The 25,718-nt window shown below is 66.9% G+C and carries 25 protein-coding genes; 7 read left to right on the top strand and 18 right to left on the bottom strand.

Going from position 1 to position 25,718, the window contains the following annotated elements:
* Nucleotides 1–36: 36 nt before the first annotated feature.
* Nucleotides 37–660 carry a TetR/AcrR family transcriptional regulator gene (locus tag ASG64_RS05505; RefSeq protein ID WP_056072750.1) on the bottom strand — a complete coding sequence of 208 codons (624 nt, stop codon included), beginning with the start codon at nucleotides 658–660 and terminating at the stop codon, nucleotides 37–39.
* A gap of 137 nt (nucleotides 661–797) precedes the next feature.
* Here ASG64_RS05505 and ASG64_RS05500 point away from each other — a divergent pair, with 137 nt between their 5' ends.
* Together ASG64_RS05500 and ASG64_RS05495 are read left to right on the top strand one after the other, a co-directional pair.
* Nucleotides 798–2,105 carry an NtaA/DmoA family FMN-dependent monooxygenase gene (locus ASG64_RS05500; RefSeq protein ID WP_056070745.1) on the top strand — a complete coding sequence of 436 codons (1,308 nt, stop codon included), beginning with the start codon at nucleotides 798–800 and terminating at the stop codon, nucleotides 2,103–2,105.
* Between the two features lie 95 nt (nucleotides 2,106–2,200).
* A complete protein-coding gene (locus ASG64_RS05495) occupies nucleotides 2,201–2,593 on the top strand; it encodes a hypothetical protein (protein ID WP_056070741.1) in 393 nt (130 codons plus the stop codon).
* A 24-nt stretch (nucleotides 2,594–2,617) separates the two neighbouring features.
* Here the strand turns inward: ASG64_RS05495 and ASG64_RS05490 are convergent, their stop codons facing one another.
* The 6 genes from ASG64_RS05490 to ASG64_RS05465 are packed head-to-tail and all read right to left on the bottom strand — an operon-like array spanning nucleotide 2,618 to nucleotide 9,673.
* Nucleotides 2,618–3,394 (bottom strand): hypothetical protein, encoded by a 777-nt coding sequence (locus tag ASG64_RS05490; RefSeq protein ID WP_156388255.1) that lies wholly within the window; start codon nucleotides 3,392–3,394, stop codon nucleotides 2,618–2,620.
* A gap of 25 nt (nucleotides 3,395–3,419) precedes the next feature.
* Nucleotides 3,420–4,490: a lipocalin-like domain-containing protein gene (locus ASG64_RS05485; protein ID WP_056070734.1), complete on the bottom strand. Its 1,071-nt coding sequence runs from the start codon at nucleotides 4,488–4,490 to the stop codon at nucleotides 3,420–3,422.
* Complete coding sequence (locus ASG64_RS05480; protein ID WP_056070731.1) at nucleotides 4,487–5,968, bottom strand: aldehyde dehydrogenase family protein; 1,482 nt, start codon at nucleotides 5,966–5,968, stop codon at nucleotides 4,487–4,489. Before ASG64_RS05480 ends, ASG64_RS05485 begins: the two co-directional genes overlap by 4 nt.
* Nucleotides 5,965–7,278, bottom strand: a complete 1,314-nt coding sequence (gene hmgA, locus ASG64_RS05475; RefSeq protein ID WP_042574399.1) for a homogentisate 1,2-dioxygenase — start codon at nucleotides 7,276–7,278, stop codon at nucleotides 5,965–5,967. The genes ASG64_RS05480 and hmgA overlap by 4 nt, the downstream gene beginning before the upstream one ends.
* Nucleotides 7,275–8,519 carry an oxygenase MpaB family protein gene (locus ASG64_RS05470; RefSeq protein ID WP_042574400.1) on the bottom strand — a complete coding sequence of 415 codons (1,245 nt, stop codon included), beginning with the start codon at nucleotides 8,517–8,519 and terminating at the stop codon, nucleotides 7,275–7,277. The genes hmgA and ASG64_RS05470 overlap by 4 nt, the downstream gene beginning before the upstream one ends.
* Nucleotides 8,516–9,673, bottom strand: coding sequence for an alpha/beta hydrolase (locus ASG64_RS05465; protein WP_197074731.1), 1,158 nt, complete (start codon nucleotides 9,671–9,673; stop codon nucleotides 8,516–8,518). The genes ASG64_RS05470 and ASG64_RS05465 overlap by 4 nt, the downstream gene beginning before the upstream one ends.
* A 185-nt stretch (nucleotides 9,674–9,858) precedes the next feature.
* Between ASG64_RS05465 and ASG64_RS05460 the strand changes: the two genes are divergently transcribed.
* Nucleotides 9,859–10,347, top strand: coding sequence for a hypothetical protein (locus ASG64_RS05460; protein ID WP_156388254.1), 489 nt, complete (start codon nucleotides 9,859–9,861; stop codon nucleotides 10,345–10,347).
* On the top strand, nucleotides 10,344–10,916 hold the full coding sequence (locus ASG64_RS05455; RefSeq protein ID WP_056070723.1) for a hypothetical protein: 573 nt from the start codon (nucleotides 10,344–10,346) through the stop codon (nucleotides 10,914–10,916). Before ASG64_RS05460 ends, ASG64_RS05455 begins: the two co-directional genes overlap by 4 nt.
* Nucleotides 10,917–10,925: 9 nt before the next feature.
* On the opposite strand, the gene ASG64_RS05450 is transcribed toward ASG64_RS05455, so the two are convergent.
* The 8 genes from ASG64_RS05450 to ASG64_RS05415 are packed head-to-tail and all read right to left on the bottom strand — an operon-like array spanning nucleotide 10,926 to nucleotide 19,374.
* On the bottom strand, nucleotides 10,926–12,212 hold the full coding sequence (locus ASG64_RS05450; RefSeq protein ID WP_056070716.1) for an MCE family protein: 1,287 nt from the start codon (nucleotides 12,210–12,212) through the stop codon (nucleotides 10,926–10,928).
* Nucleotides 12,209–13,366 carry an MCE family protein gene (locus ASG64_RS05445; RefSeq protein ID WP_056070709.1) on the bottom strand — a complete coding sequence of 386 codons (1,158 nt, stop codon included), beginning with the start codon at nucleotides 13,364–13,366 and terminating at the stop codon, nucleotides 12,209–12,211. The genes ASG64_RS05450 and ASG64_RS05445 overlap by 4 nt, the downstream gene beginning before the upstream one ends.
* Nucleotides 13,363–14,520 carry an MCE family protein gene (locus ASG64_RS05440; protein ID WP_056070706.1) on the bottom strand — a complete coding sequence of 386 codons (1,158 nt, stop codon included), beginning with the start codon at nucleotides 14,518–14,520 and terminating at the stop codon, nucleotides 13,363–13,365. Before ASG64_RS05440 ends, ASG64_RS05445 begins: the two co-directional genes overlap by 4 nt.
* Entirely contained in the window at nucleotides 14,517–15,572 is a 1,056-nt protein-coding gene (locus tag ASG64_RS05435) for an MCE family protein (protein WP_056070704.1), read from the bottom strand. Before ASG64_RS05435 ends, ASG64_RS05440 begins: the two co-directional genes overlap by 4 nt.
* Nucleotides 15,569–16,591 (bottom strand): MCE family protein, encoded by a 1,023-nt coding sequence (locus tag ASG64_RS05430; protein ID WP_056070702.1) that lies wholly within the window; start codon nucleotides 16,589–16,591, stop codon nucleotides 15,569–15,571. The genes ASG64_RS05435 and ASG64_RS05430 overlap by 4 nt, the downstream gene beginning before the upstream one ends.
* On the bottom strand, nucleotides 16,588–17,781 hold the full coding sequence (locus ASG64_RS05425; protein WP_056070700.1) for an MCE family protein: 1,194 nt from the start codon (nucleotides 17,779–17,781) through the stop codon (nucleotides 16,588–16,590). Before ASG64_RS05425 ends, ASG64_RS05430 begins: the two co-directional genes overlap by 4 nt.
* A 1-nt stretch (nucleotide 17,782) precedes the next feature.
* Nucleotides 17,783–18,622: an ABC transporter permease gene (locus ASG64_RS05420; RefSeq protein ID WP_197074732.1), complete on the bottom strand. Its 840-nt coding sequence runs from the start codon at nucleotides 18,620–18,622 to the stop codon at nucleotides 17,783–17,785.
* A gap of 11 nt (nucleotides 18,623–18,633) precedes the next feature.
* Nucleotides 18,634–19,374 carry an MlaE family ABC transporter permease gene (locus tag ASG64_RS05415; protein WP_052493233.1) on the bottom strand — a complete coding sequence of 247 codons (741 nt, stop codon included), beginning with the start codon at nucleotides 19,372–19,374 and terminating at the stop codon, nucleotides 18,634–18,636.
* Nucleotides 19,375–19,570: 196 nt separating this feature from the next.
* On the opposite strand from ASG64_RS05415, the gene ASG64_RS05410 reads away from it, so the two are divergent.
* From ASG64_RS05410 to ASG64_RS05400, 3 genes are all read left to right on the top strand, one after another.
* On the top strand, nucleotides 19,571–20,386 hold the full coding sequence (locus tag ASG64_RS05410) for an esterase/lipase family protein (RefSeq protein WP_056070698.1): 816 nt from the start codon (nucleotides 19,571–19,573) through the stop codon (nucleotides 20,384–20,386).
* 60 nt (nucleotides 20,387–20,446) lie between these two features.
* Nucleotides 20,447–21,085, top strand: coding sequence for a TetR/AcrR family transcriptional regulator (locus ASG64_RS05405; RefSeq protein WP_027504457.1), 639 nt, complete (start codon nucleotides 20,447–20,449; stop codon nucleotides 21,083–21,085).
* A 134-nt stretch (nucleotides 21,086–21,219) separates the two neighbouring features.
* The gene (locus ASG64_RS05400; RefSeq protein WP_056072747.1) at nucleotides 21,220–23,007 is read left to right on the top strand and encodes a multicopper oxidase family protein; all 1,788 of its coding nucleotides are present in this window, start codon (nucleotides 21,220–21,222) and stop codon (nucleotides 23,005–23,007) included.
* A 39-nt stretch (nucleotides 23,008–23,046) separates the two neighbouring features.
* Here the strand turns inward: ASG64_RS05400 and ASG64_RS05395 are convergent, their stop codons facing one another.
* The 3 genes from ASG64_RS05395 to ASG64_RS05385 are packed head-to-tail and all read right to left on the bottom strand — an operon-like array spanning nucleotide 23,047 to nucleotide 25,654.
* On the bottom strand, nucleotides 23,047–23,910 hold the full coding sequence (locus ASG64_RS05395; protein ID WP_056070695.1) for an alpha/beta fold hydrolase: 864 nt from the start codon (nucleotides 23,908–23,910) through the stop codon (nucleotides 23,047–23,049).
* On the bottom strand, nucleotides 23,907–24,926 hold the full coding sequence (locus tag ASG64_RS05390) for an NADP-dependent oxidoreductase (RefSeq protein ID WP_056070691.1): 1,020 nt from the start codon (nucleotides 24,924–24,926) through the stop codon (nucleotides 23,907–23,909). The genes ASG64_RS05395 and ASG64_RS05390 overlap by 4 nt, the downstream gene beginning before the upstream one ends.
* A complete protein-coding gene (locus ASG64_RS05385) occupies nucleotides 24,923–25,654 on the bottom strand; it encodes an SDR family oxidoreductase (RefSeq protein ID WP_056070688.1) in 732 nt (243 codons plus the stop codon). The genes ASG64_RS05390 and ASG64_RS05385 overlap by 4 nt, the downstream gene beginning before the upstream one ends.
* Nucleotides 25,655–25,718 lie beyond the last annotated feature (64 nt).

Here is a 25,718-nt window from a genome sequence, read left to right as displayed (position 1 = left end):
ATGTCGTCTCACGGTCGTGAAACGTAAAGTCGTCGGTCACTTCTGGGCGGGTTCGCCGGTCGTGTCGCGGGTGTGCGAGGTGGTCTCCCACCCTCTGCGGGTGAGGGTGGCCAGTGCCGCGGCGGAGTCGCGGTCGGCCATCGCCGCACCTCGGACCCAACTCGTGGCGAGGCCGGCGAGGAACAGGTCGCGTGCTCGGACGTCGGAGCGTGCACTGCCTTCGCGCTGTGCGGCTTCGAGGAATTCTTCGGTCGTGGTGATGAATCCCTGACACGTCGTGGCGAGTGGGGACTGGTCCGTCGTCGTCGCGGCCCGCAGTGGTTCGGGGAGCCCGTCGAACGCGCTCGCCCACTCGGTCAGTGCCTCGAGCCACCCGTCGAGGGCGTCGGCCGCAGTCGTCGATCGGGTGCGCAGCTCGTCGCGTCGGGAGACCAGTGCGTCGTCTCGCGCGGTGAGCAGTGCGGCGAGAAGTGCTTCGCGACTGGGGAAGTGGCGGTACAGCGTCCCCGCGCCGACGCCGGCCTGCTTCGCGATCGCGTCGAGGGAACCGCCGACTCCGTGTTCGGAGAAGAACTGTTCGGCGACGCCGAGGATGTGGTCCCTGTTGCGGCGTGCATCGGCTCGCGGGGCGCGAACCTTGCTGATCGCGTCATCGGCCACGTCGGTCACCTCTCTGTTGACAAAGCGGGGAGTGTCTCCATATCTTGCTGAAGTGGAGACTACCTCCTCTTGTCGACGGTGTCGACAGCCGGTTGTCTCTCGATCGCGACCACGCTCTGCCACGGAAAGAAGACACGATGTCCGAACAGATGATCATCGGCATGCATCTGGGCAACGGGTACGGCAACCTGCCCGGCTCCTGGCGGGCACCCGGAGTCGACCCCACCAGCTATGCGAGCTACGACGCGAAGGTGCGACACGCGCAGACGGCCGAGAGAGGAAAGCTGCAGTTCCTGTTCCTGCCCGACGGGCCCACCCACGTCGGCGACATCGAGAACGAGCCGCCGAACTTCAACCTCGACGTCATGATCACAGTGGCTGCTGTCGCGCGCGAAACGACCCGGATCGGCCTGGTAGCAACCGGCTCCACCACCTTCACCGAACCGTTCACCCTCGCCCGGCAGTTCAAGGCGCTCGACGTTCTGAGCCACGGTAGGACGGGGTGGAACGCTGTCACCTCGAGCGGCGAGGATGTCGCGGCCAACTACGGCAGGTCGTTGCCCTCCGGGCCCGAGCGCTACGCACGAGCACACGAGACGGTGCAGCTGGTGCAGTCGCTCTGGGGCAGCTGGGGAGAATCCGCCTGGGTGCACGACCAGAAGACCGGCCGCTTCGCGGATGCCGAACAGATCGCTCCGATCAACCTCGGTGGTGCCCATGTCGCCTCACGCGGTCCGCTGTACATCCCACCGTCGGAGCAGGGACAACCGGTCATCTTCCATGCCGGCGGAAGCGCGAATTCCCTCGAGCTCGCCGGTCGTTTCGCCGACGCCGTGATCGGTGCCGCATTCACCATCGAGGACGCACGTGGGCAGCGCGATGCGTTCCGACGTGCGGCCGAGCGCGCCGGGCGCGACCCCGATGCGATTCGCTACGTCGCCGGTCTGATGACCTCCCTCGCCGACACGCGGAGGGATGCGCTCGATCGTCGAATCCTGCTCAGCGGGCGGACTTTTCCCCCGCGCGTGTCCTACCTCGGACGCATGCTGGGACTGCGCCTCGACCACACGCACCTCGACGAACCACTGTCGGCCCAGCAATTGTCCGCGGCCCGTCCGTCGCCGGGCGACCCCCGATCGGGTCACGCCCTGGCCATCGCACGTGAGGGCTGGACCGTCCGAGACGTGCTCGCCCACGGGGTCATCGACTACCACCCTGTCATCGTCGGTCCGGCCTCCGACGCCGCCGATCACATGCAGGAATGGTTCGAGGCAGGAGCAGTCGACGGCTTCTGGGTCTCCCCGGACGTCTACGACGGAGGGATCGATGCGTTCGTCGACGGAGTCGTCCCGATCCTGCAGGACCGCGGTCTGTTCCACCGGGAGTACGAGGGGTCGACCCTGCGAGACCACCTCGACGTCCCGGCGCTGTACGGGACGAGGTGACCCCGGTGGCGCCGTCCTGTCTACGTCGGCTCCTTGACTGCGGATGCCGTCATAGGTGACGATATCGTCAAATAGTCGGCAACCTGAGGATCATCATGCTTCGAACATCGCCGCGCGGGCTTTCGCGAGACCTTCCCGCGGCCGTCGGGCTCGCCCGTGCGGCGATCGGTATCGCCCACATGATCGCGCCGACTCGTGCGAACGAGCTGCTCGCCGGCCCCGACGCGTCGCTCGCCACGACCCGCGCAGCGGCCCGAACATTCGGTGTCCGTGAGATCTACATCGGCGGCGGGCTGTACGCGGCAACTCGTCACGCACCGGCCGTTGTGCGGACACTGCTCCGCGCAGGGGTGGTCGTCGACATGTGGGACACCGCTGCATTCGCCTGCACCGCTGACTTGCCGACCAGGACGCGGACAGCCGGATGCATCATCGCCGGGGGCTTCGCCATCGCCGGCGCCCTGGCCGAGATGCACCTGGATCGGTGACGGCCGAACCACGTGATCCGACGGTCAGCGCACCATCTCCACCTGAGCATCGAAGTCGAACCTGTTGATCGCTCCGATTCCCGTTGTCGTCTCGGTGCCCATCAGGGACGCGATGGGTGAATTCGGTTCGGCGGTCACGTGCCCGATTCCGGCCTGCGCCGTCGGCCGATCGACCGTCAAGCGAAGAGCACTTCTGCTGTTCTCGGTGTCCTTCCAGATGCTGACCTGACCGAGAGGCGACGGCAGTCGTGGAACGGGCGCCTCGTCCACGATCCGTACGGAGCCGCCCTCCGAGACTCCGCCGACTGCGTCGGCAGTCGCGCCGACTCCCGGCACCAACGTGATATCGAACCCGGCCGAACGCATCAGATCGTGGATCTGCTGATTGTCGGTCACCTGCTCCACGGCGTAGAAGTGGTACCCCGGCCGAGCATCCTTGCGGTCGACGGAGAGCACACGCTCACCGAAGGTGACGGGACCGTCGACGGGGACGCCGTCGATGGTCCCGCTCTGGCAGGTCTCGACACCCATCAGGAGTGACGAGTTACCCGGAATGCCGGGGCCACCGGGCAATCCGATGAAGGACGAGGAGGTATAGCCGTCCGGCAGTGCTGCGGCTGCGCGCTCGGGTGGCACCGAGACGATGGCGGACACCTCGACGCAGTCTCGAAGCTGGAAGCTGCCGAGAACATCGTTCGGTGTGGCGGACGCGGACGGGGCGACCGCCGAAGCAAGGGCGAACACGAGTGCCGCGGTGAACGAGACGGCCGTAAGCCGCAAGTCCTTCGAATGTGTGTGCATCGACATCTTCCTGTGGCGTGAACGGTCAGTTCAAGGCGACGAGTTCGTGCAGCGTTCGCCCCGTGCGGGTCTCGGTCACCCCGTCGCGCACGACGGTCAGCTCGAAAGTCGAGTCGAAGCGAAAGTACCCGGGGTGTCCGACGAGGCTGTAGAGCAACGGTCGGAACATGCGATGGCCGGCGACGGGAACGTCGTCCAGCAGGTCGTGGGCGTGCACGACGTTCTGGACGGTCAGCAGGAGGGACACCTGTCCCGGTACCTCGATGCGGAGCCACGCGGGGTACGACCGGTTGGCGATCTCGTTGAACACCATCGGTCCCTCGGTGACGTCCGCCTCGCCGGAGCTCAGTATGATCTCGTCCCTGTACGCCAACATCAGTGGGCGACTCTCGTGGGCGCCGAGCCGAGCCTGCGTCTTGACCAAGGCGTAGAGCAGCGAGTAATCGTCGTCGTACAGTCGGCCCCAGTGCCAGCGGTCGATGACGCGCTTCATGTCGCCCGCGCCCCAGTTGTGGTCCGCGTAGCCGCGCCCGGTGACGGCAGTGGTTCGTCCGCCGATGGTGATGGATCCCTCGACGCGCGCACGCGGCGCGGCGACGACCCAGCCGAAGACGTCGGTGCCTCCGAACAACGTCTCTCCCTCTCCGGGCATCCAGCTCGGAAGTTCGTTGTGGAAGCGGAGATCGAAAGTGACGTCCTCCTCGGAAAGGTAGAGATGATGGATGGGAAGCCCGTCCGCAGGGAACTCCGCCCATGCGTGGTTCGGCCCCACGACGACGTCGCAGGCGGCGATCGACGCGGTGGCGTCCTTCTTGGAGTGACGGACGAAAATCTGCCGCCGTGAGCCGTCGGGTGCGTAGATCAAGATCTCCACGCTCGGTTTCGCCACCAGCGCAGGCTCTTCCGGCCGGCGCAGGTTGAGGAATCCGATGATGGTGTGACCGTCGTCGAGATGTGCGTCGAAGTACCAGTGCTCGAAGCCGGACCGGCTCCCCGGCACAGGGTGGGCCGCGTTGTGGCGCGGGTGGACGTCGGTCAGTCGCGCGTCGCGGCGGCCGGGGCCGTTCCAGGTCTCGACGATCTCCGGCGCGCTCATGCGGAGAATCCGATGTGAACGGTCTTCTCTTCGGTGTCTCCGTCGAGTCCGGTACGGCCGAGTTCGCGGCCGACCCCGCTCGCACCGCGTCCGCCCCACGGCAGAGCCGGATCCGGCACACCCCACCCGTTCACCCACACGGTGCCCACGCGAAGTTGCTCGACGACGGAGTGCACTCGGGAGATGTTCTGCGAGTACACCATCGCGTTGAGGCCGTACTGCGTGTCGTTGGCGATCGCGACGGCCTCCTCGGTGGACGAGAAGCTGATGACGGTGGCGACGGGACCGAAGATCTCCTCCCTGGCAATGGTCAGGTCGTTGTGTCCGCGGAAGACGGTGGGCTGCACGAACTGTCCCGGGCCGTCCAGTCGGCGCCCCCCGGTCACCAGTTCTGCACCCTCGGCGACACCGGAGTCGATGTATCGCATGATGCCGTCCAGTTGTCGTTCGTTGACGATGGTGCCCATCGTGCTGGCGTCGTCGAACGGGTCTCCGATCACGGCCGCGTCGGCCGCAGCAACCAGCCCCTCGACGACACGATCGACGACGGACTCGTGTGCGAGAACGCGCGTGCCCGCGGCACACACCTGGCCCTGGTGATAGAAGTTGCCCATCGCGATCCACGGCATCGCCGCGTCGAGGTCAGCGTCCTCGAAGATCAGTTGCGGTGCCTTCCCGCCGAGTTCGAGGACGATCTTGCGGAACGTGGTGCCGGCGAGCGACTGAATCTGCCGGCCGACACGGGGACTGCCGGTGAAGGACACCTTGTCCACACCGGGATGGCCGGCCAGAGCCGCACCGGCGGTGACGCCCAGACCGGTGACCACGTTGAGCACACCCGGCGGTAGGCCGGCTTCGGCACACAGATCCGCGAGATGCAGTGTGGACAAGGACGCGTCCTCCGCGGGCTTGATGACCACCGCGTTTCCTGCGGCGAGTGCGGGTGCCAGCTTCCACGCGGCGATCAACAGCGGGTTGTTCCACGGCGTGATCGCGGCGACGACACCGAGAGGCTGCCGGACGGTGTAGCCGAACCGACGTTGCGGTCCGAAGTCCGGCAGCATGACGGTGGTTCCGGAGATCTTGTCCGCCCACCCAGCGAAGTGCCGGAACACCGCGGCAGCGGCCGGGATGTCGCCGTTCACGGAGTCGCGGAACAACTTGCCCATCTCGACTGCTTCGAGTGCGGCGAGGGTCTCGCAGTCGCGATCGATCAGATCCGCGATCGTGAGAAGGATCCTCGTACGTTCCGGGCCGCTGACGCGCGACCAGTCACCGTGGAACTGCGCACGTGCAGCGCGGACGGCCCGGTCGACGTCGGCCTCGGCGCCGGCAGCGACGGAGGTGACGAGAGCACCCGTGGTCGGATCGATGCTGTCGTAGGTCTGCCCATCGGAGGCAGCCTGCGAGGCGCCGCCGATACGCAGCAGCGGATCGGGTAGGGCGACAGAGGGACGGGTGGTGGTGCTCGCGGTCATGGCTGCTCCGGGTTGCTGGGAGTGAGGGGAGACGTGAAATGGCGCTGCAGTCCGGCCCACGAGGAGTCGTAATCCGGCTGGCGATGCGGTGCGTCGTGGGCGAGTGGGGTGACGAGCAGGGGGAGCCGTGTCTCGAACATGAACGGCAACGATCCTTCGAGCTTCTGCGGTGCCAGGTCGGCCGCGGTGGCGAGGTCGAAAGTCTCCTGGTCCGGTCCGTGCGCACCCCACATGTTGTGCAGACTTGCACCCCCGGGCAGGAAGCCTTCTGCCTTGGAATCGTGTTGCCCCCGGACCAGTCCCATGAACTCGGTCATGACGTTGCGATGGAAGTGCGGGGGCCGGAACGTGTGCTCGGCGACGTTCCACCGGGGCGGGAAGATGGCGAGATCCACATTCGCCTGTCCCGGCCGTTCGGAGGGCGACGTCAGAAGCGTGAAGATCGACGGGTCGGGGTGGTCCCACCCGAGTGTTCCCATGACGTTGAAGTCGGCAGTGTCGTACTTGTACACACCGTGATTGCCGTGCCAGGCCACCACGTCGAGAGGCGAGTGGTCCAGCTCTGTCGAGAAGAGTCGGCCGCCGAACTTCTGGATCTTCTCGACGGGTCGGTCGTCGTCCTCGAACGCTGCGACGGTGTAGTGGAAGTCCCGCGCGTGGGCGAGACCGTTCGCGCCGATGGGTCCGAGTTCGGGGAGCGTGAAGTAGGACCCGTAGTTCTCGCACACATAGCCCGCGGCATCGTCGTCGAGCAGCACGACTCGGAACGTGATGGCCCGTCCGACGACGGCGATCTCGCCGGGAGCGACGTCGACGATTCCGACCTCGGTGTGTATCCGTAGACGGCCGGACTGGGGAACGATCAGCAACTCTCCGTCCAGGTCTGCGACGTAGCGGTCGGTCATCGATCGTGTCGCGTGGTACAGGTGGATCGCGATGCCGTCACGCTGCAGCGCATCACCGTTGGCAGCGATGGTCGTGAGGCCGTCGAGAAAGTCGGCCGTCTCGAAGGGTCGGGCCACGGGATTCCACCGAAGCCGGTTCACGTCGAGAACTCCGTCACTCAGCGGCGCGGATCGGAGCGTTGGGTGGTCGATGAGGTGATACGGCCGGTGCGCTGCACTGGGGCGGATCCGGTACGTCCAGGTGCGACGGTTGACCTCTCGCGGCTCGGTGAACGCCGTCGCGGACAGTTGTTCCGCGTAGAGACCGTGGGGCGCTCGCTGCGGCGAGTTCTGACCTCGGGGGAGTGCACCGTCGAGGGCTTCGGACTGGTGTTGGTTGCCGAAGCCGGATAGATACTCGGTCATCGTCGCAGTGCTCCGTTCGCGTCGAATTCGGCCTCGCGGCCGTCCATCTGGTCCCGGTACCACCGGAGTCGTTGTGCCACAGCGACCTTCTCGACGACGGGCGCCACTCCGGGTAGGAATCGTCGGGAGAGCTCGATCGCTGTCAGGAGAGGGAAGCGCAGGAGGATGATCAGAATCCACGGGAACGCCCGAGGCATCGTGTAGTCCGACCGTGTCACCGGACTCATGAAGAGAGCGGTGTAAGCGCCGTGAATGCCGTAGTTGTACCGCGCGCGGAGACGCGCGAGGCCTCGCTGCTCGGGGCGCGGTGCGAACCCTGCAGGGAAGGACTCGATGAGTTCCTTGCCGTGTGGTCCGGCGTCGTAACTGCGGGCGGCCGACACCATCGCCGTCATGCGGAGTGAGTCGGCGATGGTGGTGGGGAAGTTCGACACGTCGACACCCAGCAGGTGACCCATGTACTTCTGGAAATGGAGCAACGCCCGGATCTCGTCGGCGGTGGTCTGCAGACCCACCAGCCGCAGAGCCAGAGCAGGGACGGTGCTGCCGCCGAGGAGAGTCAGCATCTGGTAGCCCTGGCTGATGGGGTAGCCCCACTTCTCGCGATCCCACTCCGGGTGTCCGTCGACCTTGCGACGTACGGCGACGTGCATGACGCGGACCTTCATCGCGGTGGCTCGGCCTTCGGACCCTATGCGGGACAGGGCACCCGGCTCGGAGGTGTCGATCCAGAACTTGCAGGTCTCGAGGAATCGGCGCATCGCGTTGTCGCCGGCGTACCCGCCTGCCAGTGAGAGCGGGGTGGCGACGGCAGCCTCGGTGTACATCTCGAGGGTGATGCCGCCGGCAACGGTGAACAGCATCGTGCCCCACCGTCGCCACACCGCGGCCCCGCGTTCCACCAGATCGGTGTCGAGCCAGTCCGGTTCGGTCTCGAACTCGTCGAACAGGACGCGCATGCTCTCGGGAACGTCGGGAAGAGAATCGATCCCGTGAGCGAGTGCACGGTCGAGGAGGGCGCGTGTTCCCGTCGGGTCTGCCGCGTACACCTCGTCGACGAAGTTCTCGGCCACTGTGTCGCCGAGGAACAGACTCTCGCAGAACTCCCTCGCGACGTCATCGCTGGGGAACGGTGACGACCGGAACACTCGCTCGAACAACGCTTCAGCGCGCTGGATACCGGGACTCTGCCGGTTCTCCCAGTAGGTAAAGGCGGTAGGAGTGCGGGTGGCGCTGGTCATCTCGATGTCCTCTCCGACAGGGCGTCCGTCAGCCAGGCCAGCGCTGCGGTGGTGACTCGGTCGACTCCGTCGGGTTGATCGACCAGGTAGTGGTTCAGGTGGGGCATCTCGACGACCGTCGCGCCGCCGCGAGCTGCGGCCATCGCACGCGCATCGTCGGCGAAGGCCGCTTGGTCACCGAGCAGAGGCATGACGAGGGTAGGAACTGTCACGTCGGTCAGGTTGCGCACGGCATCCGCGTTCGTGTGGTCGAGGCTCCACGTGCTGAGCCAGCTGCGGACCGAGACGAAGCGCGCGAGTCCGCCGGCAGCGGAATTGGCCGCGAACGGGTCTCCGTACATGCTGCCCGGAACCCGATCGCTCGGGTCCAGCGTGATGTCGACGAAGCGTGGATCCGCGACGGTGCGGTGGACGACGAAGGCCCGGTCCGACGCCCCGCGCCGCGTGAGATCGTCGAGTTCGCCCAGTGCCCACGTGTCGATTCGGCGCATGCGGGCGAGCTGCGCCGCCCGGTACTCCTCGACCCACGTGCGGTCGAGTGGCGTCGTACGTCCAGGTGCGTAGAGGTCGAGGTCGGGGGCGACCGAGGACGGGTCGGACTCGTCCACGACTGCTCCGTCGATCCAGTGGCGCAGGACGCGGGCGCGTCCGGAGTGCGCTCCGACAAGCATGAGGGCATCCGCGGGAACGAGCTCCGCCGACGCGAGATCGACAGGGTCTCCGGCGGGAGTCGTCGTGATCGTCGGAGTCTCGGCCTGCGACTGGTAGAACGCGGACAGCGAACCGCCGCCGCTGAATCCGAGGAGAACGACCTTCTCGAACCCGAGCTCGTCCTTCATCCACCGCACACCGGCGCCCACGTCCAGAGCCGCGCGTTCCATGATCAGTGCCGGCTCGTTGGAGGAGTAGCGGGTGTTGAGACCCATCGTGGGGATGCCGGCGGCCGCGAATCCGCGGAGCAGGAAGTGCGACAGGAAGTCGCTCGACGGGTGCGCCATCAGGATGCCGACGCGTCGATCAGGCCTGCCGATGGGCGACACCAGATTCGCATGCAACGTCGGGTAGTGCCGGGAGAGTCCGGAATGCATCTCCACGCGCCCGTCCCGCGCCGGTTCGTACGGTATTCGCTGGAACTCGTCGACTGTCTCCGGCACCTGCCCCCTGCTTTCGATCGGTGAAATCCGGTTGTTCGTGTGGAGCGAACGTACCGTACTACCGGGTATGGAGAAAGCGTTTCGGACAACGAAATCTGTTCCGCTGTTTCGGAAACAGCATCCGTACTCTGTAGTACGGTCGGACCTGAGGGCCGCGCTGGAAGTGGCCCGGGACAGGAGTGGCTGTGCGCACACGAACGCGGGTGATCGTCGGTGTACTCGCTGTCGCCGCGGTGGCCACCTCGGTCACGGTCTCGGCCACGACGTGGACGCGATCTCAGGAGGCTCGCGAGCGCACCACGCTCGAGCAGCAGTACCTGCAGGTCGCACGGCAGGGCGTCCTCGACCTCACGACCATCTCCGCAGACACGGTCGATGCGGACGTCGAGCGGGTGACGTCGGCGTCCACCGGTCGCTTCCGCGACGAGTTCTCCCAGCGCGCTGCGGATTTCGTGTCCGTCGTCCGGGATGCGGACGTCACTGCCACCGGAGCGGTGAGCGAGGCGGGAATCGAGACGATGACCGATTCCGACGCGCAGGTGCTCGTGGCGGCGACATCGACGGTCACCAATGCCTCGGGAGCCACGGACGAGCCGCGTGTCTGGCGCCTGCGCGTCTCGGTCGCACGCGACGGTGACCGCCTCGCGTTGTCCGACGTGCAGTTCGTGCCGTGAGCGACGACGTGGCGGTCACTCTGGACGCCGACACGGAACCTGAGGATGCGGTCGACGACGGCGCGGCGACCGATCGACGACGGGGCCTGCGCCGGAGGGGTGCGCAGATCTCGATCGTCGTCGGAATCGTTGCGCTGGTTGCTGTCCCGGTCGGGATCAAACTGACGGTCCCGGATCGGGCGGTATCCGATGCCGTCGAGTCGGACGTCGTCCGGGCGGCGACGGAGGGGACCGTCGCCGTCCTGTCCTACCGAGCCGACAGCGTGCAGTCCGACGTCGACGGCGCGAAGGCACGCCTCACCGGCGACTTCCTCACCTACTATTCCGGTTTCGCCGAGCAGTCCGTCGTTCCGGGAGCGATCGAACGCGGACTCACCTCCAGCGCGGTCGTGTCCGGTGCCGCGCTCGTCTCGATCGACGACGCCGAGGCCGTCGCGCTGCTGTTCGTCAACCAGACTGTCACTGCGGCAGACTCTCCCGATCCGCGTGCCACCTCGACCAGCCTCCGCGTGGAGATGGCGCAGGTGGACGGCCGCTGGCTCGTCTCCGCGCTGGATCCTGTGCGGTAGGTCGCCGGGTCACTCGTCCGGCAGCATCATCTGTTCCACTGTTGCGGGCGGCGCGTCGGACAGTGTCGACTCGACCCATCGCGACCCGTCATCGGTGATGTAGGACCCGTTGTTCGGGTCGTAGGCACCCTGTCGGCACAACTGCACCGTCGCCGCCCGCCGGCCCGGGAACTCCTGGCACGGCAGGTTGCGTGCACCGCGGATCGCGCTGGGGTCGTCCGGCGCAACCTTGCAGTACAGGTCGGTCGGCGTCGGCACGGTGTCGACCTCGACGGGTGATCTGCGTTGGCCGGCGGGGAGAAAACCTTCCGTGCACGGCGGCGGGTCGTTGAGTTGTGCGGCGAAGTACGTGTTCTGGCCGGGGTCACCGGCGTCGGCATTCGCCTTACCGGTGCCCTGCGTGGCGGCGATGAGTGGGGGATACAGAACCAGGATCTGTTCCAGCGCAGCGTTATAGGTGACGGCTACCTGCTCGACGCTGATCAGGTTCGACAACAACAAGGGGAGTGTGGGGCGCAGGTCCTGGAACAGTCCCGACACCGCAGCGCCCAGGGGTTCACCACCGTCGATGACGGATCGTAGGTTGCCGTCGCGCGTCGACACCTGACCGGTGACGGTGGCCAGCGACGCGGCCCACGACCGGATGGCGTCACTGCTCGCGGCGGTCGCACCGAGCACCGGGTCGAGATCGGTGACGAGGGCCGCGATCGGGTCGATGTTCTCCCGCGTCGCCGAGGTGACGGACCCGAGCGAGTCGAGCAGCTCGCCGAGGGTGTCACCGTCGGCACCCAGCGCGAGGGAGCTGTCGTCGAGAACGCGGCCGAGAGTCACCGGGTCGACGGAGCGGAACGCCGCGTCGAGACGGTCGATGGTCGGGGCAACCGCCGTCGGGATCGTGGTGCGGTCGATCGGGATGACCGACCCGTCCCCCAGAAAGGGGCCGTCGTCCGTGTCGGGCAGGAGATCGATGAACTGTTCGCCGATGGCCGACATGCTGTGCACCTCGGCACGTGTCGACGCAGGAACCGACACGTCCGACGACAGCGAGACGACAGCGGATGCACCGGTGGGAGTGACGCGCAGGGCACTGACCTTGCCGATCTCGCTGCCGCGGTAGGTGACGTTCGCGTTGGTGTAGAGACCGGCGCCCCCCGCGAGCTCCACAGTCACGCTGTACCGGCCCAGCCCCAGCTCTTGCGGAATGCGTGCGTAGTGGACACCCGTGATCCCCACCGACAGCACTGCCACCACGGCGATGACCGTCAGCTGAACACGGAGTCGGACAGTCGGAGTCATGGTGCGCCGTTCTGTGGCAGAAGGTTCGGGGGCAAGAGGTTCGGGGGCAGTAGCAGGTCGTTCACGGTGGGAAGCGTTGGCGTCGGCGTGGGTGCCATGGCGCCCACGGCTCCCTCGAGCCCGGCGAGCATCCCTTCGAACGGTGTGCCGAGGAGAAGAGCGTTGTCCAGCGTGGCCATTCGGAGATCGAGCGTCACCTCGCCGTTGGCGTAGTCGCCGCGCACCGCGTTCTTGTAGACGTCGATGGGGAACGGATAGGTGAGGAGATACCGGAATGATTCGGTGAGTGATGTTCCCGAATCCGCGAGAGACTTCAGGACCGGGCCCAGATCGTCCAGTGCTGTGACGAGGTCGTCGCCGGTGTCGTTCACGATGGCCTCCGCCGTCGTACCGAGGCGTCCGAGGGAGTCGAGGGCCGAGACCAGGTCCCCCCGGCGATCCGACAACACGGTCAGAGCCGGAGCCAGCGCGGTGACCGCGTCGCCCAGGACCGCGTCGTTCGCGGCGACCGTCCCTGCGAATCGGTCCAGATCCACGATGGCGTTCTGGATGTCGCTCTTCTGATCGTCGAGTCCGACGAGCAGTGTCTCCAGACCCGCCAGGACCGAGCGCAGCGACTCCTCGTTGCCGTCCAGTGCCGCGTCCACCTCGGTCGTGATGTCGTTGATGCGGGCGAGCCCACCCCCGTTCAGTACCAGGGACAACGACGACAACGTCTGCTCGGTCGTCGGATACGCGCCCGCCCGGTCGAGGGGGATCACATCGCCATCGGAGAGTCGACCCTGGGCTTCTCCCGTTGTCGGAGAGGCTAATTCGATGTGGGTCGATCCGAGGAGGCTCGTCTGCCCCACCGATGCGACGGCATCGGCAGGGAGTGCAGTACTGCCGTCGAGACGCACGGTCACCTCGGCGTGCCCGTCGACGAGCGCCAGATCGGCCACACGTCCGACGGTGACGTCGCCGACGAGGACTCGCGCGTTGCGTTCGATCGTCGAGACGTCCGGCATCTCGATGACCACCTCGTACGATCCGGGACCGTCCCCCGCTGTGCCCGGCAGCGGAAGCGAGTTCAGGCCCTGCCATCCGCACGCCGACAGCAGTGTCGACGTGCACAGAACGAGTGCCACCGACGCCGCGGCCTTCCGTGTCGTCATCGCCCACCCTCGCTGTCGACGATCTGGCCCGGCAGAGCGCCGACACCCTTGATGGGGTTCGCCTGCAGGGGCAGGTAGTCGAACGCGAGAGTCTTCAGCAAAGGACCCAGGTACCGGACACACGACTCTGCTCCCTCCTGCGCTCCCACCTGCTCGGCGGCGGCGATGGCCGAACAGACGAAGTCCATCGGATTCGCGAAGTTGTTCGGCGCCAACGACGACACGATCGCGTTGTGCGCCGGCTGGTAGATGTTGTTCAGATTCGACAGCGCAGTAGGCGCTACGTGGAGGATCTGCGCGATGCCGTCCCGCTGGGACGCCAGCTCGGCCGTGAGCTCCTCCAGGCTGCCCAGCGTGGTTGCGACGCCCGTCCTGTTCTCGCGGACGAAGCGCTCCACGTCCGACACCGCGCCGTCCAATGATGCCAGCGCGCTGCCGATCTCGTCCTGATCGTCGGCCAGCACGGAGGTGACCGAGGCCATCGTCTCGTTGAACGTGACGATCTGCTGATCACTCGCAGCGAGTGCCGACACGAAGACCTGGAGGTTGCGCACGAGGGAGTAGAGGTCGGTTCTACCGTCCGAGAGCGTGCGCATCGCGTCGGACAGCTGGGTCAGCGTGGTGCGGATGTCCTGCCCACGCCCGCCGATATTGGCGTCCACCGCATCGACGAGCGCTCCGAGGGGCCTGGCGGCGTCGACCGAGTCGGGCCCGGTGGGGCCCTGCGGCGCGAGCGTTTCGGACACGCGAGCGAGTTGTTCGGTGATGCGGTCCCACTCGACGGGCACTGCGGTCCGATCGAGCGGGATGGTGTCGGCGGATCGGAGGGTGTCGCCGCCGTCGTACGCCGGGGCGAGCTGGACGAAGCGCGACGCCACCACACTCTGCGAGACGATGACCGCCTTCGCGTCGGCCGGAATGGAATACGACGAGTCGTAGCGCAGTCCCACCTCCGCGTGGTCGCCGCGAGGCTCGATCGAGGTCACCGAGCCGATGGTCACTCCCATCAGGCGCACGTCGTCACCGACGTAGAGACCGGTGGTGTTCGCGAACTCCGCCGTCACCGCAACCGAAGTGAACCGCGGCACGATCGCATAGGACGCGGTCGCAGCGACGACGAGGAACAGCACGACGCCGACGAGCCTCCTGGTCATCGGGGTGCTCCGTTCAACGCAGTCAGCGGATTGACGGAGGTGGAATCGGCCGGAGCCGGGCCCAGTCCGAGGGCAGCCCGGATGAACGGGCTGATGACCTGGCCGGGGATCAGGTTCTGGATGTACGAGTTGAAGAACGGTCCGCTGGACACCGCCTCGCCGAGTTGCGTCACGTACGGCCCCAGGTTCTCGATCGCGGCGGAGATGTCCGCCTTGTTGTCGGTCAGGACGGTGAGGACGGAGTCGAGCGAGGCCAGTGTCGGCGCAAGCTCGGCCTGGTTGTCGGCCACCAGTCCGCGCAGTTGGTCCGCCAACCGCGTCACGGTTCCGAAGAGTGTGTCCACGGCGCCGCGTCGTCGGTCGAGTTCGGCGAGAACCGTGGCCGCATCGACGATGAGCGTGTCGACCTGCGCACTGCGGTCGGCAAGGACGCCGGTGACCTTCTCGGCCGACGCCAGGAGGTCACGCAAGCTCTCGTCCCGCGACGCGACCGTCGCGGACAAACGACCCACCCCGTCGATGGCGCGGCCCAGGTCGTCCGGTGTGCGATCGAGCATCTCGGTGGTGGCGGCGAGTGAGTCGGTGAGCTGCTCGGTGTCGATACCGGCCGCGTCGTCGGTGAGGTCGCCCAGAGCGTCCGTGAGCTGATACGGGCTGGTGGTGCGGTCGAGTCCGACGGGTTCCGTCGTCGACAGGCGGCCGGCGCCACGCGGATCCATCCGGAGGTTCTTGGTGCCGAGGACGGTCTCGGTGGCGATGGTGAGACGGGTGTCATTGCCGGGCAGCACCTTTCCCTCGATCGAGAACGTCACCAGGACGGCCTTTCCTGCGACCGCGATGTCGGTGACCGTCCCTACCCGCACTCCCGCGACCTCCACGGCGGCGCCTGTCTCGAGTCCTCCGGTGTCGAGGAACAATCCGCTGTACGACGTTCCGGCGGAGACGATCGGCAGTGCGGCCGCGTTCATCGCTGCTGCTGCAGCGATCACCACGAGGAAGGTGCCGACGATGCCGGTGCGGACGGTGTCGACCGTGCGAAAGCGTTCCATCATGCTGGGGCACACCTTCCCGTGTTCTGACCGATGAGCGGTGTCGTCAGGCCCTGCCCGTCGGGCGTGTCGATCTTCAACCTGATGCCGCACAGGTAGTAGTTGAAGAAGTTCCCGTACGCGCCGAGGCGGCTGAGGGAGGCGTACGTGTCCGGAAGGCGAGTAGTGATGCTCGCGATGGTGTCCTTGCCGGCATCGAGTTGTGCTGCCGTGCGCTGCAACTGGTCGACGGTGGTGTCCAACGGGGGACGTGCGTCGACGAGCAGGTCGCCGATCGTGGCGGCCGAACTGTCGATGCTCGTCAGTGCCTCACCCCAGGTCCGGGTGTCGGCAGCGAGGCCGGACACCAGCGTCTGAGCACTGTCTATCGCGAGGGACACGTCGTCCTGGCGCCCTGCGAGTGTCGCCAGGGTGGTCCGCAGATTCGTGACCAGCTGTCCGATCACCTCGTCACGGTCTGCCAACGACGACGTCAGACTCGCGAGCCGCGCCAGCACCGAGGCGACGGTGCCGCCCTGCCCCTGGAAGACGTCGACGAGTTCGCCGGTCACTCTGTTCACGGTGCTGGGGTCGAGGCCGGAGAACAAGGGTTGGAATCCGCCCAGGAGTCGGTCCAGATCCAGTGCAGGAGAGGTCCGGTCGACCGGGATGGTGGCGCCGGCATCGAGAGGCGCGGCGTCACCGGCAGTGTCGGCCAGTTCGAGATAACGATCGCCGACCAGGTTCTGGTAGCGGATCGTGGCCGTGGTGGACTCGGTCACGGTGTACGCGTCGGTCACGTCGAACTCCACCACGGCGTGGTCGTTGTCGTCGACGTCCACCGCGCCCACCGATCCGACCTCGACACCCGCCACTCGGACGAACTCGCCGCTGCGCAGTCCTGACGCGGTGGTGAAGATCGCCCGGTGGGTGGTGGTCGAGTCGAAGCGGACCTGGCCGAAGACGACCACCAGGGCGGCAAGCACCAAGGTCATGGCGACGACGAAGGTCGTGAGCCGAACGAGGGTGCCTCGGTGGCTCATCGAGTCGTTCTCGGTGCTGCAAGACCGCCGGGGAGGAAGTCGATGATGGACGTCGGGTCGAGGACGGGGGCGGTGGTCGCGGCGCGGAAGGGGTTCGAGCCGGTGTCGGCCAGGACGTAGGGAGCCGGAATATCGTTGTCGGACAACAGCGGTAGCGCACCGCACCGGGGCCCGCCGGTGGCCGCGACCTTCGGAAGGTCGGCGGCGTACTCGTACGCCGGCACCCCGAACAGCACGGTGCTGTTCAGCAACATCGTGCGGCCGTTGCCGCCGGAGACCTTCTCCGCGGCCTGCCGTGCGATGTCGGCGCCCTGAAGGAAGCACGTGAACTCGGGGGAGTACTCCCGCAGCAACCCGGTCGTCGGGACGAGATCGGCCACCGTGGCTGTCACTCCGTCGGCGTTCTCCGCGAGAACGGTGCGAGCGTCGGTCGCCGCTCCCGTCAGCGATGTCAGGGCGGGGCCCAGCGCATCGGTGCTGTCGGTGACCGTGCGCGCGGTGGTGGTCAGCGAGGCCAGAATACTGACCAGATCCGGTGCGCTGTCGCCCAGTGCACCTGATGTGACAGCAGCGGAACGCAGGTCACGTCGGAGTGTGGGAACGAGCGGAGTGACCGCCCCGAGCACGGTGTCCAGGTTCTCGATGGTCGTGCCCAGCGCGCGGCCGCGACCGTTCAGGGCGGTCGAGAGCGCTCCCAGGGTGGTGTTCAGCTTCTCGGGTTGCGACGCGACGAGAACGGACGTCAGCGATTCGAACACGGAGTTCACCTCCACGGTGACGGAGGAGGCGGCGATGACGGCGCCGTCGGCGATGGGCCTAGCGGACGGTGACGGAGGAGCGGTGAGGGTGACCATCTTCGATCCGAAGATGGTGGTGGCGGCGATGGTGGCCCCGACATCGGAGGGCACCGAAGCCGCGATGTCGCCGCGGAGGCGCAGGTCGATCACAGCGCCGCGGGTCGACCGGCGGACCTGCGAGACGGTGCCGATCTCGACACCGTTCATCTTGACCAGGGCGCCCCGCTGCATCACCAGCCCGGCGCGATCGGACTGCACCGACACCGAGACCGACGGCATGATCGCTTCGGTGACGGTGCCCCGATAGGCGAGGTAGGCCGCCGCGACCACTCCGATGATCAGCAGAATCGACAGGAGCGCAGCACCTTTGAGGCGAGCGGAGGATTGCGTCATCTCACCCTGCCAGGTGCACGGATCGTGCGCTGCCGTACAGCGCGAGCGAGATCAGCAGCGTGACGCTGACGACCGTGATGAGGGACAGTCGCACGGCGCGTCCGGTGGCCGTGCCGACGCCCGCGGGACCCCCGGAGGCGGTGTAGCCGTAGTAGGTGTGGATGACCATGACCGCGACGGCCATGACGATGACCTGGACGAACGACCACAGAACGTCCGTCGGGACGAGGAACGTGGAGAAGTAGTGGTCGTAGACCCCTCCGGACTGGCCCAGCACCACGACTGTCGCGACCCGGCTCGCGAGGAACGACGTGATGAGTGACAACGCGTAGAGCGGCACCACGGCGACGATGCCCGCGACGATGCGGGTGCCGACGAGGTACGGCAGCGACTTGATCGCCATGACCTCGAGCGCGTCGATCTCCTCGCTGATCCGCATGGCGCCGAGGGCCGCCGTGGTCCCGGCGCCGATGGTCGCGGCAAGGCCCACTCCCGCGGTGACCGGTGCGACCACCCGGACGTTGACGTAGGCGGCGAGGAACCCGGTCAACGCGTCGACCCCGATGCTCCCGAGCGAGTCGAAACCCTGCACCGCGACGGTGGCACCGGCGAACAGCGTGAGGAAGCCGAGAATGACGATACTGCCGCCGATCGCGGCGAGAACCCCGGTGCCGAGGGAGATCTCGGCGATGACGCGCATCGTCTCCCCACGGTACGACCGGACGGCTCGGCCGGTGGACGCAAGTGCACGCGTGAAGAAGATCGCGCGTTCGCCGAGTACATCGACCGCTCCGGAGGCAGCGTTCGTCCGGCGTCGCATCGCAGCGGCGACGTCGCTCATCTCGAGAACCATCAGCGGCCGCTCACGGCGAGGCCCACGGAGGTGAGGACCAGGTTGGCCAGGAACAGGGCGACGAACGAGAACACCACGGTCTCGTTGACCGCCTCCCCGACGCTCTTCGGTCCACCCCGCACGGACAGTCCGCGGTAACAGGCGACCAGCGCGGCGAGGAGACCGAACAGTGCTGCCTTCACCTCGGAGAGCAGCAGTTCCGGAAGTCCCACCAGCAGCGTGACTCCTGCGGCATAGGCACCCGGCGTGACGTCCTGGAGGTACACGGAGAAGAAGAACCCGCCCACCAGTCCGATGGTGCACACGGCGCCGTTCAAAAGAGCCGCGACAAGGGTGCAGGCGAGAACGCGAGGCAGGACGAGGCGGTGTACCGGGTCGATGCCCAGCACCTCCATCGCATCGACCTCCTCGCGGATGGTGCGCGATCCGAGGTCCGCGGCGATGGCGGTGGCCGCAGCGCCGGCCACGACGAGAACGGTCACGAGCGGCCCGATCTGGGTGACGGCGCCCAGACCTGCGCCCGCACCGCTCAGATCGGAGGCACCGATCTCGATGAGCAACGAGTTGAGAGTGAAGACGACCAGCACCGTGAACGGGACCGACATCAGGATCGTCGGCAGCAGGGAGACCCGTGCGATGAACCAACTCTGATCGACGAACTCCCGCCACTGGAACGGCCGCTTCGCGACGGCTCGGGCGGTGTCGAGTGTCAAGGCGTAGAACTCCCCGAGAGACGACACCGCGCCGCGTGCCGCGGACGTGACTGCTCTCGAGGTGGAGACGCTCACCGGCCTACCCGACCGGGTTGTGTCCGTTCGTGGTCCATGCGACCTGCCCTTCCGGCGATCCTCGGCACAGCGTCTGTGACTCAGGCCACCATACCGCACTGTATGGTGTGTTCGAACGGTTTCGACGATCCGGCCCTGGGAGACATGAATGTCGTTGTGCAGCAGGCTCATTTACGCGGTGCTCATCGCGATCGGAGTCCAGGCGTGTGTCGTGGCTCCGTCCATGGCCGGCCCGGCGGATCCGTGCGTCGACACTGTTCTCCTGGTGCACGATCTCGGTTCCTCCGCGGCGGAGTGGGACGGGTGGGCCGATGATCTGACGAGTCGGGGGTGGTGTCCGGTCGCGCTGACCTACGGCGAATCGGCTCTCACGGAGGCGCTCCGGCCGGTCGCCACCGTCGCCGGTCTGGCTGCCCTCGAGGACTCCGCGTCGCAGATTCGGTCGGCGATCGACGGGATCCTGTACCGCACCGGGGAGTCGCGAATCCGCGTCGTGGCACGCGGTGCGGGAGCGTTGGCCGTGCAGTCTGCACTGACCCGCTCTATGAACGACGGACTTGCCCCCGTGTCCACACTGGTCACGCTCGGACCGCTCTGGCGCGGAACGAACCTCGCCGGGGCCGGCACCATTGCGGCGTTCAACCGCGGTATCGGTATCTACGACGAGCTGGCCCGTCTGGAGAAGCCAGTGGTGGGTCCATGGTGCGGGGCGTGCGGTGAGATCGTCACGGGGTCGACGTTTCTCACGACTCCGCCCGTCGATGTACCGGTGGTCGGCGTGCGGTATGTCGACGTCGCCACGGCGACCGACGGACTCGTGACCGATCCGCTCACGAGTGCGATGCCGGGCAGTGAGGCGATCGTCGTGCAGTCCGTCGATCCGACGAGCACGGTCGACCACGCCCAGCTCTCGGGCGACGAGCAGGTCCGGCGACTCGCGCTGGACGCCCTCGGTCGGGTGTGACCCGGCGAGGTGATCGTACGATCGACGGATCAGTCGAGCATCACGACACGAAGGAGAGCGATGGCACCCGAAGCCGCGTCCGGCGATGCCCGCACCCGGAGTGGCGCCCCCGCGCGTCGACGGCGTGGCAGTGAGAAGAAGTCGGCGCCCGCGCCACGGGCTCCGCGGCTCACCGTCGACGACTGGATCGACGCCGCCTTCGCACTGCTGGTGAGCGAGGGCGTGTCGGAAGTGAAGATCACGACGCTGTGCGAGCGGCTGAAGGTGACCAAGGGCAGCTTCTACTGGCACTTCGCCGACATCGACGAGCTGATGACCGCCATCGCCGACAAGTGGTGCGACGAGCAGAACGACACGCTTCGCGGGCTGGCGCAGGTGGACACCGTACCCGTGGACGCGAGACTGCAGGTGATGGCGGAACTGCTTCTGCAGGAACGTACCTGGGCTGTCGAGGCGGCGGTGCGGGACTGGGCTCGGACCTACGACAAGATCGCCGTGGTCGTCCGCGAGCTCGATCAGCGCATCTTCGACGTCGTCCAGAACTCGATGCGCGAACTGGGGTTCGACGAGGCCGAGGCACGGTTGCGAGCAGGCTTCCTCGTGTACGCGGGAATCGGTTTCGTGCATGCCCGTGACAACCTTCCCACGCCCACCCCGGACGAGGTGCGGGCGATGTTCGCCCTGCTGACCGCGCGGTAGCGGGTCGGTACCGAGCTCGCGTAAAACGCACCCGACACACCATACGGTGCGGTACGGTCAGCCTCGGCGCACTCGCGCCGCGGGCATGGGGGTGCGAAGTGGCGGAGGAATTCTCGGTCGGTCGTGACGGTGCGATGGCGCGCCGGCGGTTCCTGCGCAATCTGGGCTTGGCGGTGGCAGTAGGTGCCACGGGGGGTGTTGCTACCCGCGCTCAGGCTCAGCCGACCCTCTCGAGTCCGCTGCTGTTCCACTCGCCGGCACTGACGCCGTACATCGACGAAGTGGCTCCGCTACCTACTGTGCGCGGGACCGACCACGTCGTCCGAACCGTGTCCACGATGCATCGATATCACTCGGGAGTGTCTGCCGCGCCCGCGATGGCGTACGAGGTGGACGGGGTGGCGACCACGGTGCTCGGCCCCACCCTCGAAGCGGTGTCCGGTCAACGGATGTCGCTCACCCTCAGCAACGACCTCGGCCCGCATCCGTTCGCGCGCGATCTCGACACGAGTCTCCACGGAGTCTCGCCTCTCTTCCGGACCAGTCCGCCGACGGTGCTGCATCTGCACGGCGGGCTGACCCCGCCGGACAGCGACGGGCACGCCGAGCAACTCGTGCATTACGGTCGCACCCTGCGCTACGAGTTCCCGTTCCGCCAGGAGGCGGCGCACTTCTGGTATCACGACCACGCCATGGGAATCACCCGCGCGAACGTGTACGGCGGACTCGCCGGGAACGTCCTGCTCCGCGACCGCTTCGACACCGGCGAGCCGGGCAATCCGCTGGGTCTGCCCGCAGGTGAGTTCGAGATGCCGCTCGTTCTGCAGGAGAAGATCCTGAATCCTGACGGGAGAGCGAGTCTGCGATCCACGCCCGTGGTGCCCGAGGGGTCCTGGGAAGGCGGTGCCGTCGGCGACCTCGGAGTGGTGAACGGTGCTGTGTGGCCGCGTATTCCGGTCGCTCGCGGGTTGTATCGCTTTCGCATGATCAACGCCGGCTCGTACAGCGTCTGGAATCTCTACCTGGACCACGAGATCCCGTTTCTGGTCATCGGTAACGACGGCGGACTGCTCGACGCGCCGGTGGAGACGCGGCACCTCCGGGTCGCGCCGGGCGAGCGATACGACGTGCTCGTGGACTTCGGTGCAGTCGAACCCGGCACGGCGGTGCGGCTTCTCAACGACGAGGTACCTCCACTGCAGGCCGCGCAACTGGGCGCCGTCGCCATGACGCACTTCTGCCGCTTCGACGTCACCGCAGCTCGTGGCCACACGGGCGCGATTCCGAACCGTCTGCGCGACGGCGGATCACGACCGGAACCCCTACCGCCGATCGCGACTCCCGACCGCCACCGTGTCGTCACCGTCAGTCAGCCGTACGCGCTACGGCTTCCGCCGGCGTACATGGCTCTCAACAACCTCCGCTACACCGACGGGGACATCGAGTCGCCCCGCGCCGGGACCACCGAGCGGTGGGACATCGTGAACATCACCGCGGATCCGCATCCGATCCATCTGCACCTGGTGCACTTCCGCATTCTCGAGCGCGTCCCGCTGCGCACCGTGGATCTTCAACTCGCTCATCCGCAACCCGCCGTCGGGACGAAGTGGACGCCGTCACCGGAACCCTTCCTCGCCGGTCCGGGACTCCCTCCGGCGCCGTGGGAGAGCGGGTGGAAGGACACGGTGCGACTCGATCCCGGCACCGTGACTCGCATCGTCGTGCGATTCCCCACCGCTGAGGAACTCGACTTCGATCCCGACGCCGTGTTCCCCCGGCCGCCCGAACCGGGTGCTCTGGCGTCCTACGACCATGCAGCTCACAGCGCACCGGCCGGAGACCTGCAGGGCTATATGTGGCACTGCCATATCCTCGACCACGAGGATCACGAGATGATGTTGCGGTACCGCGTTATTCGGTGATGTGGACGACGTGATCACCCGCCTTCAGGCCGACGTCGATCAGTCGGTGAGGAAGTCGACTGCGGCGGAGGAGAATTGCTCGTGGAACTGGAAGATCCCCCCGTGGCCGGAATCCGGATAGATGATCAACTCGCTGCCGGCGATGCGCCGGTGCAAGTCCTCGGACAGGATGCTAGGCACCATGCGGTCGTTGTCGCCGTTCGCGATCAACGTCGGCTGCGTGATCAGGGACAGGTCGGACGGTGCGGACCGCCCGTACTTCTTGATCGCCGCGAGCTGCGTGCGGAGCGTGCTGACGGGGACCTCGGTGTCGCGATCGATGGTGCGTTCCTTCAGTCGTGACACGAATTCCTTGCCGGCCTTCTTACCCGGCGCGTTCCGGTCGAAGAACAGGAATTCTTTCGGGTCCGACCGGGTCAGCGTCGCACGCAGGATGTCCTTGTAGGTGACACCCGCGACCTTGTCGATACCGGTTCCTCCCCGCGGCCCGGTGCCGGTCAGCACGAGCTTCCGAACCAGTTCGGGGTGCGCGAGGGTGAGATCCTGCGCGACCATGCCTCCCAGGGAGAAGGCGAAGATGTCGATCGTGTCGAAGCCAAGGGCGCGAATGAAGGTGTACGCATCGGCGGCAGCTTCTTCGACTGTCCTCGCGACTGCTCCGGACGACGCCCCGACCCCCTTGTTGTCGAAGGCGATGACGTGGCGGGTCTGCGCGATGGGATCGACGATCCGAGGGTCCCAGTTGTCGAGGTTGGCTGCCAGATGGACGAAGAAGACGACGGGGACACCACCTCGCGGACCGAGCTCCCGGTACGCGTACGTCGTCCCGCCCGCGGAGATCGTCCGGGTCGGCGCCTCCGCGTAGGAGGTGATGGTGCGATCGCCGATAGTGTTGTCACTCATGCTGGTTCGCTCGTCTCGTGGTGGGGGAGGGTGATGACGGTCTTGCCTCGAACGCTGCTCGTACCGAGCGAGGCCAGTGCGTCCGGCGTCTGCTCGAAGGGGGAGGTGGCGCCCACGACGGGGCGGATCGTGCCGTCGTCGATCAGCGCGGCTATGCGGCGCAGTCGCTCGCCGTCGGAGTGCATGAAGAGGAACGTGTAGGTGACGCCGAGCTTGTCCGCCTGCTTGCGGATCCTGCGGCTCAGCACGCCGATCACCGTGCGTACCAAAAGATTGAGGCCGGCCTCCCGTGCGAATGCCGGGTCGGGCGGAACGGCGATGCCGACTGCGATGCCGCCTGGCTTCAGTACTCGGAGCGACTTCTCGAGGTTCTCGCCTCCGAGGCTGTCGAGAACGAGGTCGAAGTCGTGATCACCGTCCTCGAAATCCTCGCTGCGATAGTCGATGACGACGTCGGCACCCAGGTCGCGGAGGAATTGCGCGTTCGACCCGCTCGCGGTGGTCGTGACCGTCGCTCCGAGGTGCTTCGCGAGTTGGATGGCAATGGTGCCGACGCCGCCGGACCCGGCGTGGATCAAGACCTTCTGTCCTGCTCGAAGGTTGCCCTTGTCGACGAGTGCCTGCCACGCGGTGAGCGCTACGAGAGGCAGGGACGCTGCCTCGACGGCGGTCACCGTGGTCGGGCGCAGCGCGAGGTCGGCCTCGGCGATCGCGACCCGCTCCGCGAAGGTGCCGATGTAGTCCTTGCCGACGCGGGCGTAGACCTCGTCGCCCGGTGCGATGCTCCGCACCTCCGGACCGACGTCGACAACGGTTCCGGCGACGTCGTGACCGACCGTCCGGGGAAGCGAGTACGGGAGGATCTGCTTGAACTCGCCCGCTCGGATCTTCTCGTCGAGAACGTTGATGCCGGCGGCGTCCACTCGGACCAGGACGTCGTGGGCACCGATGGTCGGCTCGGGAACGTCACGGAGTTCGAGTGGCTTCCTGTAGCCGGGGAGCACGAACGCTTTCACGACGCCGCATTCCGGGTTGCGGCGACCGTGAGCAGGTCGGCGTAAACGGATTCGGCCGGCTGGCTCAGGGCGTTCTTGGCGTGGTGGGAGATCTCGTCGGCCAGCACTTCGAACCGGTCCGACTCGACGGCGTCGAACACCGAGCGCACGAGGTCCTCGGTGGTCAGTTTGGGGCCTTCGGCGTGCGCGGCCATGGCCGTGTCGACGTATCCCATGTGGACTCCGACCACGTGCACACCCCTGGGTGCGAGCTCGACCCGCAGAACGTTGGTCGCCGACCACAGGGCTGCTTTCGACGCGCTGTACGCGCCGCCGAAGGCGAGCCAGCTCGCAACCGAATGGATGTCGATCAGCGCCGATCCGGGTCGCGCAGCCAGGATGGGTGCGAACGCGCGGGCGAGCAGAACCGGCCCGAAGAAATTGGTCTCGAAGTTCTCTCGGATGTCGGCCTCGGTGACATCGAGGAGGCTGGCGCTCGGCGGCGTCGCCCCGGCATTGTTGATGAGCACCGTGACATCGGATGCGGTGTCGGCCGCGCTCGCGATGGAGCGGGAATCGGTGACATCGAGGGTCAGGGGAACTATCCGGTCGTCGTTCCAATCCCTCGGTGTGCGCGCTGTGGCGTAGACCTTGATGGCGCCGCGTTCGAGCGCGTCGTGGACGAACTGGGTCCCGATGCCCCCGTTCGCGCCGGTGACCAGAACAATGGAGTTGAGCAGTGTGGGCATGGTCGAGGCTCCTTCGGGCGTTCGATATTCACGACTATACTCATAACTGAGTGCGATCAGGTTT

It is taken from the genome of Rhodococcus sp. Leaf247 (assembly GCF_001426185.1).
Classification (GTDB): domain Bacteria; phylum Actinomycetota; class Actinomycetes; order Mycobacteriales; family Mycobacteriaceae; genus Rhodococcoides.
This window is presented reverse-complemented; position numbering and strand designations above follow the sequence as displayed.

Coding starts and splice junctions, on each gene's coding strand:
- ASG64_RS05410 (WP_056070698.1), top strand. CDS start 19,571: ATGTCGTTGTGCAGCAGGCTCATTTACGCGGTGCTCATCGCGATCGGA.
- ASG64_RS05385 (WP_056070688.1), bottom strand. CDS start 25,654: ATGCCCACACTGCTCAACTCCATTGTTCTGGTCACCGGCGCGAACGGG.
- ASG64_RS05445 (WP_056070709.1), bottom strand. CDS start 13,366: ATGACGACACGGAAGGCCGCGGCGTCGGTGGCACTCGTTCTGTGCACG.
- ASG64_RS05500 (WP_056070745.1), top strand. CDS start 798: ATGTCCGAACAGATGATCATCGGCATGCATCTGGGCAACGGGTACGGC.
- ASG64_RS05420 (WP_197074732.1), bottom strand. CDS start 18,622: ATGAGCGACGTCGCCGCTGCGATGCGACGCCGGACGAACGCTGCCTCC.
- ASG64_RS05470 (WP_042574400.1), bottom strand. CDS start 8,519: ATGACCAGCGCCACCCGCACTCCTACCGCCTTTACCTACTGGGAGAAC.
- ASG64_RS05495 (WP_056070741.1), top strand. CDS start 2,201: ATGCTTCGAACATCGCCGCGCGGGCTTTCGCGAGACCTTCCCGCGGCC.
- ASG64_RS05480 (WP_056070731.1), bottom strand. CDS start 5,968: ATGACCGCGAGCACCACCACCCGTCCCTCTGTCGCCCTACCCGATCCG.
- ASG64_RS05405 (WP_027504457.1), top strand. CDS start 20,447: ATGGCACCCGAAGCCGCGTCCGGCGATGCCCGCACCCGGAGTGGCGCC.
- ASG64_RS05395 (WP_056070695.1), bottom strand. CDS start 23,910: ATGAGTGACAACACTATCGGCGATCGCACCATCACCTCCTACGCGGAG.
- ASG64_RS05430 (WP_056070702.1), bottom strand. CDS start 16,591: ATGAGCCACCGAGGCACCCTCGTTCGGCTCACGACCTTCGTCGTCGCC.
- ASG64_RS05485 (WP_056070734.1), bottom strand. CDS start 4,490: ATGAGCGCGCCGGAGATCGTCGAGACCTGGAACGGCCCCGGCCGCCGC.
- ASG64_RS05440 (WP_056070706.1), bottom strand. CDS start 14,520: ATGACCAGGAGGCTCGTCGGCGTCGTGCTGTTCCTCGTCGTCGCTGCG.
- ASG64_RS05435 (WP_056070704.1), bottom strand. CDS start 15,572: ATGATGGAACGCTTTCGCACGGTCGACACCGTCCGCACCGGCATCGTC.
- ASG64_RS05490 (WP_156388255.1), bottom strand. CDS start 3,394: ATGCACACACATTCGAAGGACTTGCGGCTTACGGCCGTCTCGTTCACC.
- hmgA (WP_042574399.1), bottom strand. CDS start 7,278: ATGACCGAGTATCTATCCGGCTTCGGCAACCAACACCAGTCCGAAGCC.
- ASG64_RS05425 (WP_056070700.1), bottom strand. CDS start 17,781: ATGACGCAATCCTCCGCTCGCCTCAAAGGTGCTGCGCTCCTGTCGATT.
- ASG64_RS05450 (WP_056070716.1), bottom strand. CDS start 12,212: ATGACTCCGACTGTCCGACTCCGTGTTCAGCTGACGGTCATCGCCGTG.
- ASG64_RS05400 (WP_056072747.1), top strand. CDS start 21,220: ATGGCGCGCCGGCGGTTCCTGCGCAATCTGGGCTTGGCGGTGGCAGTA.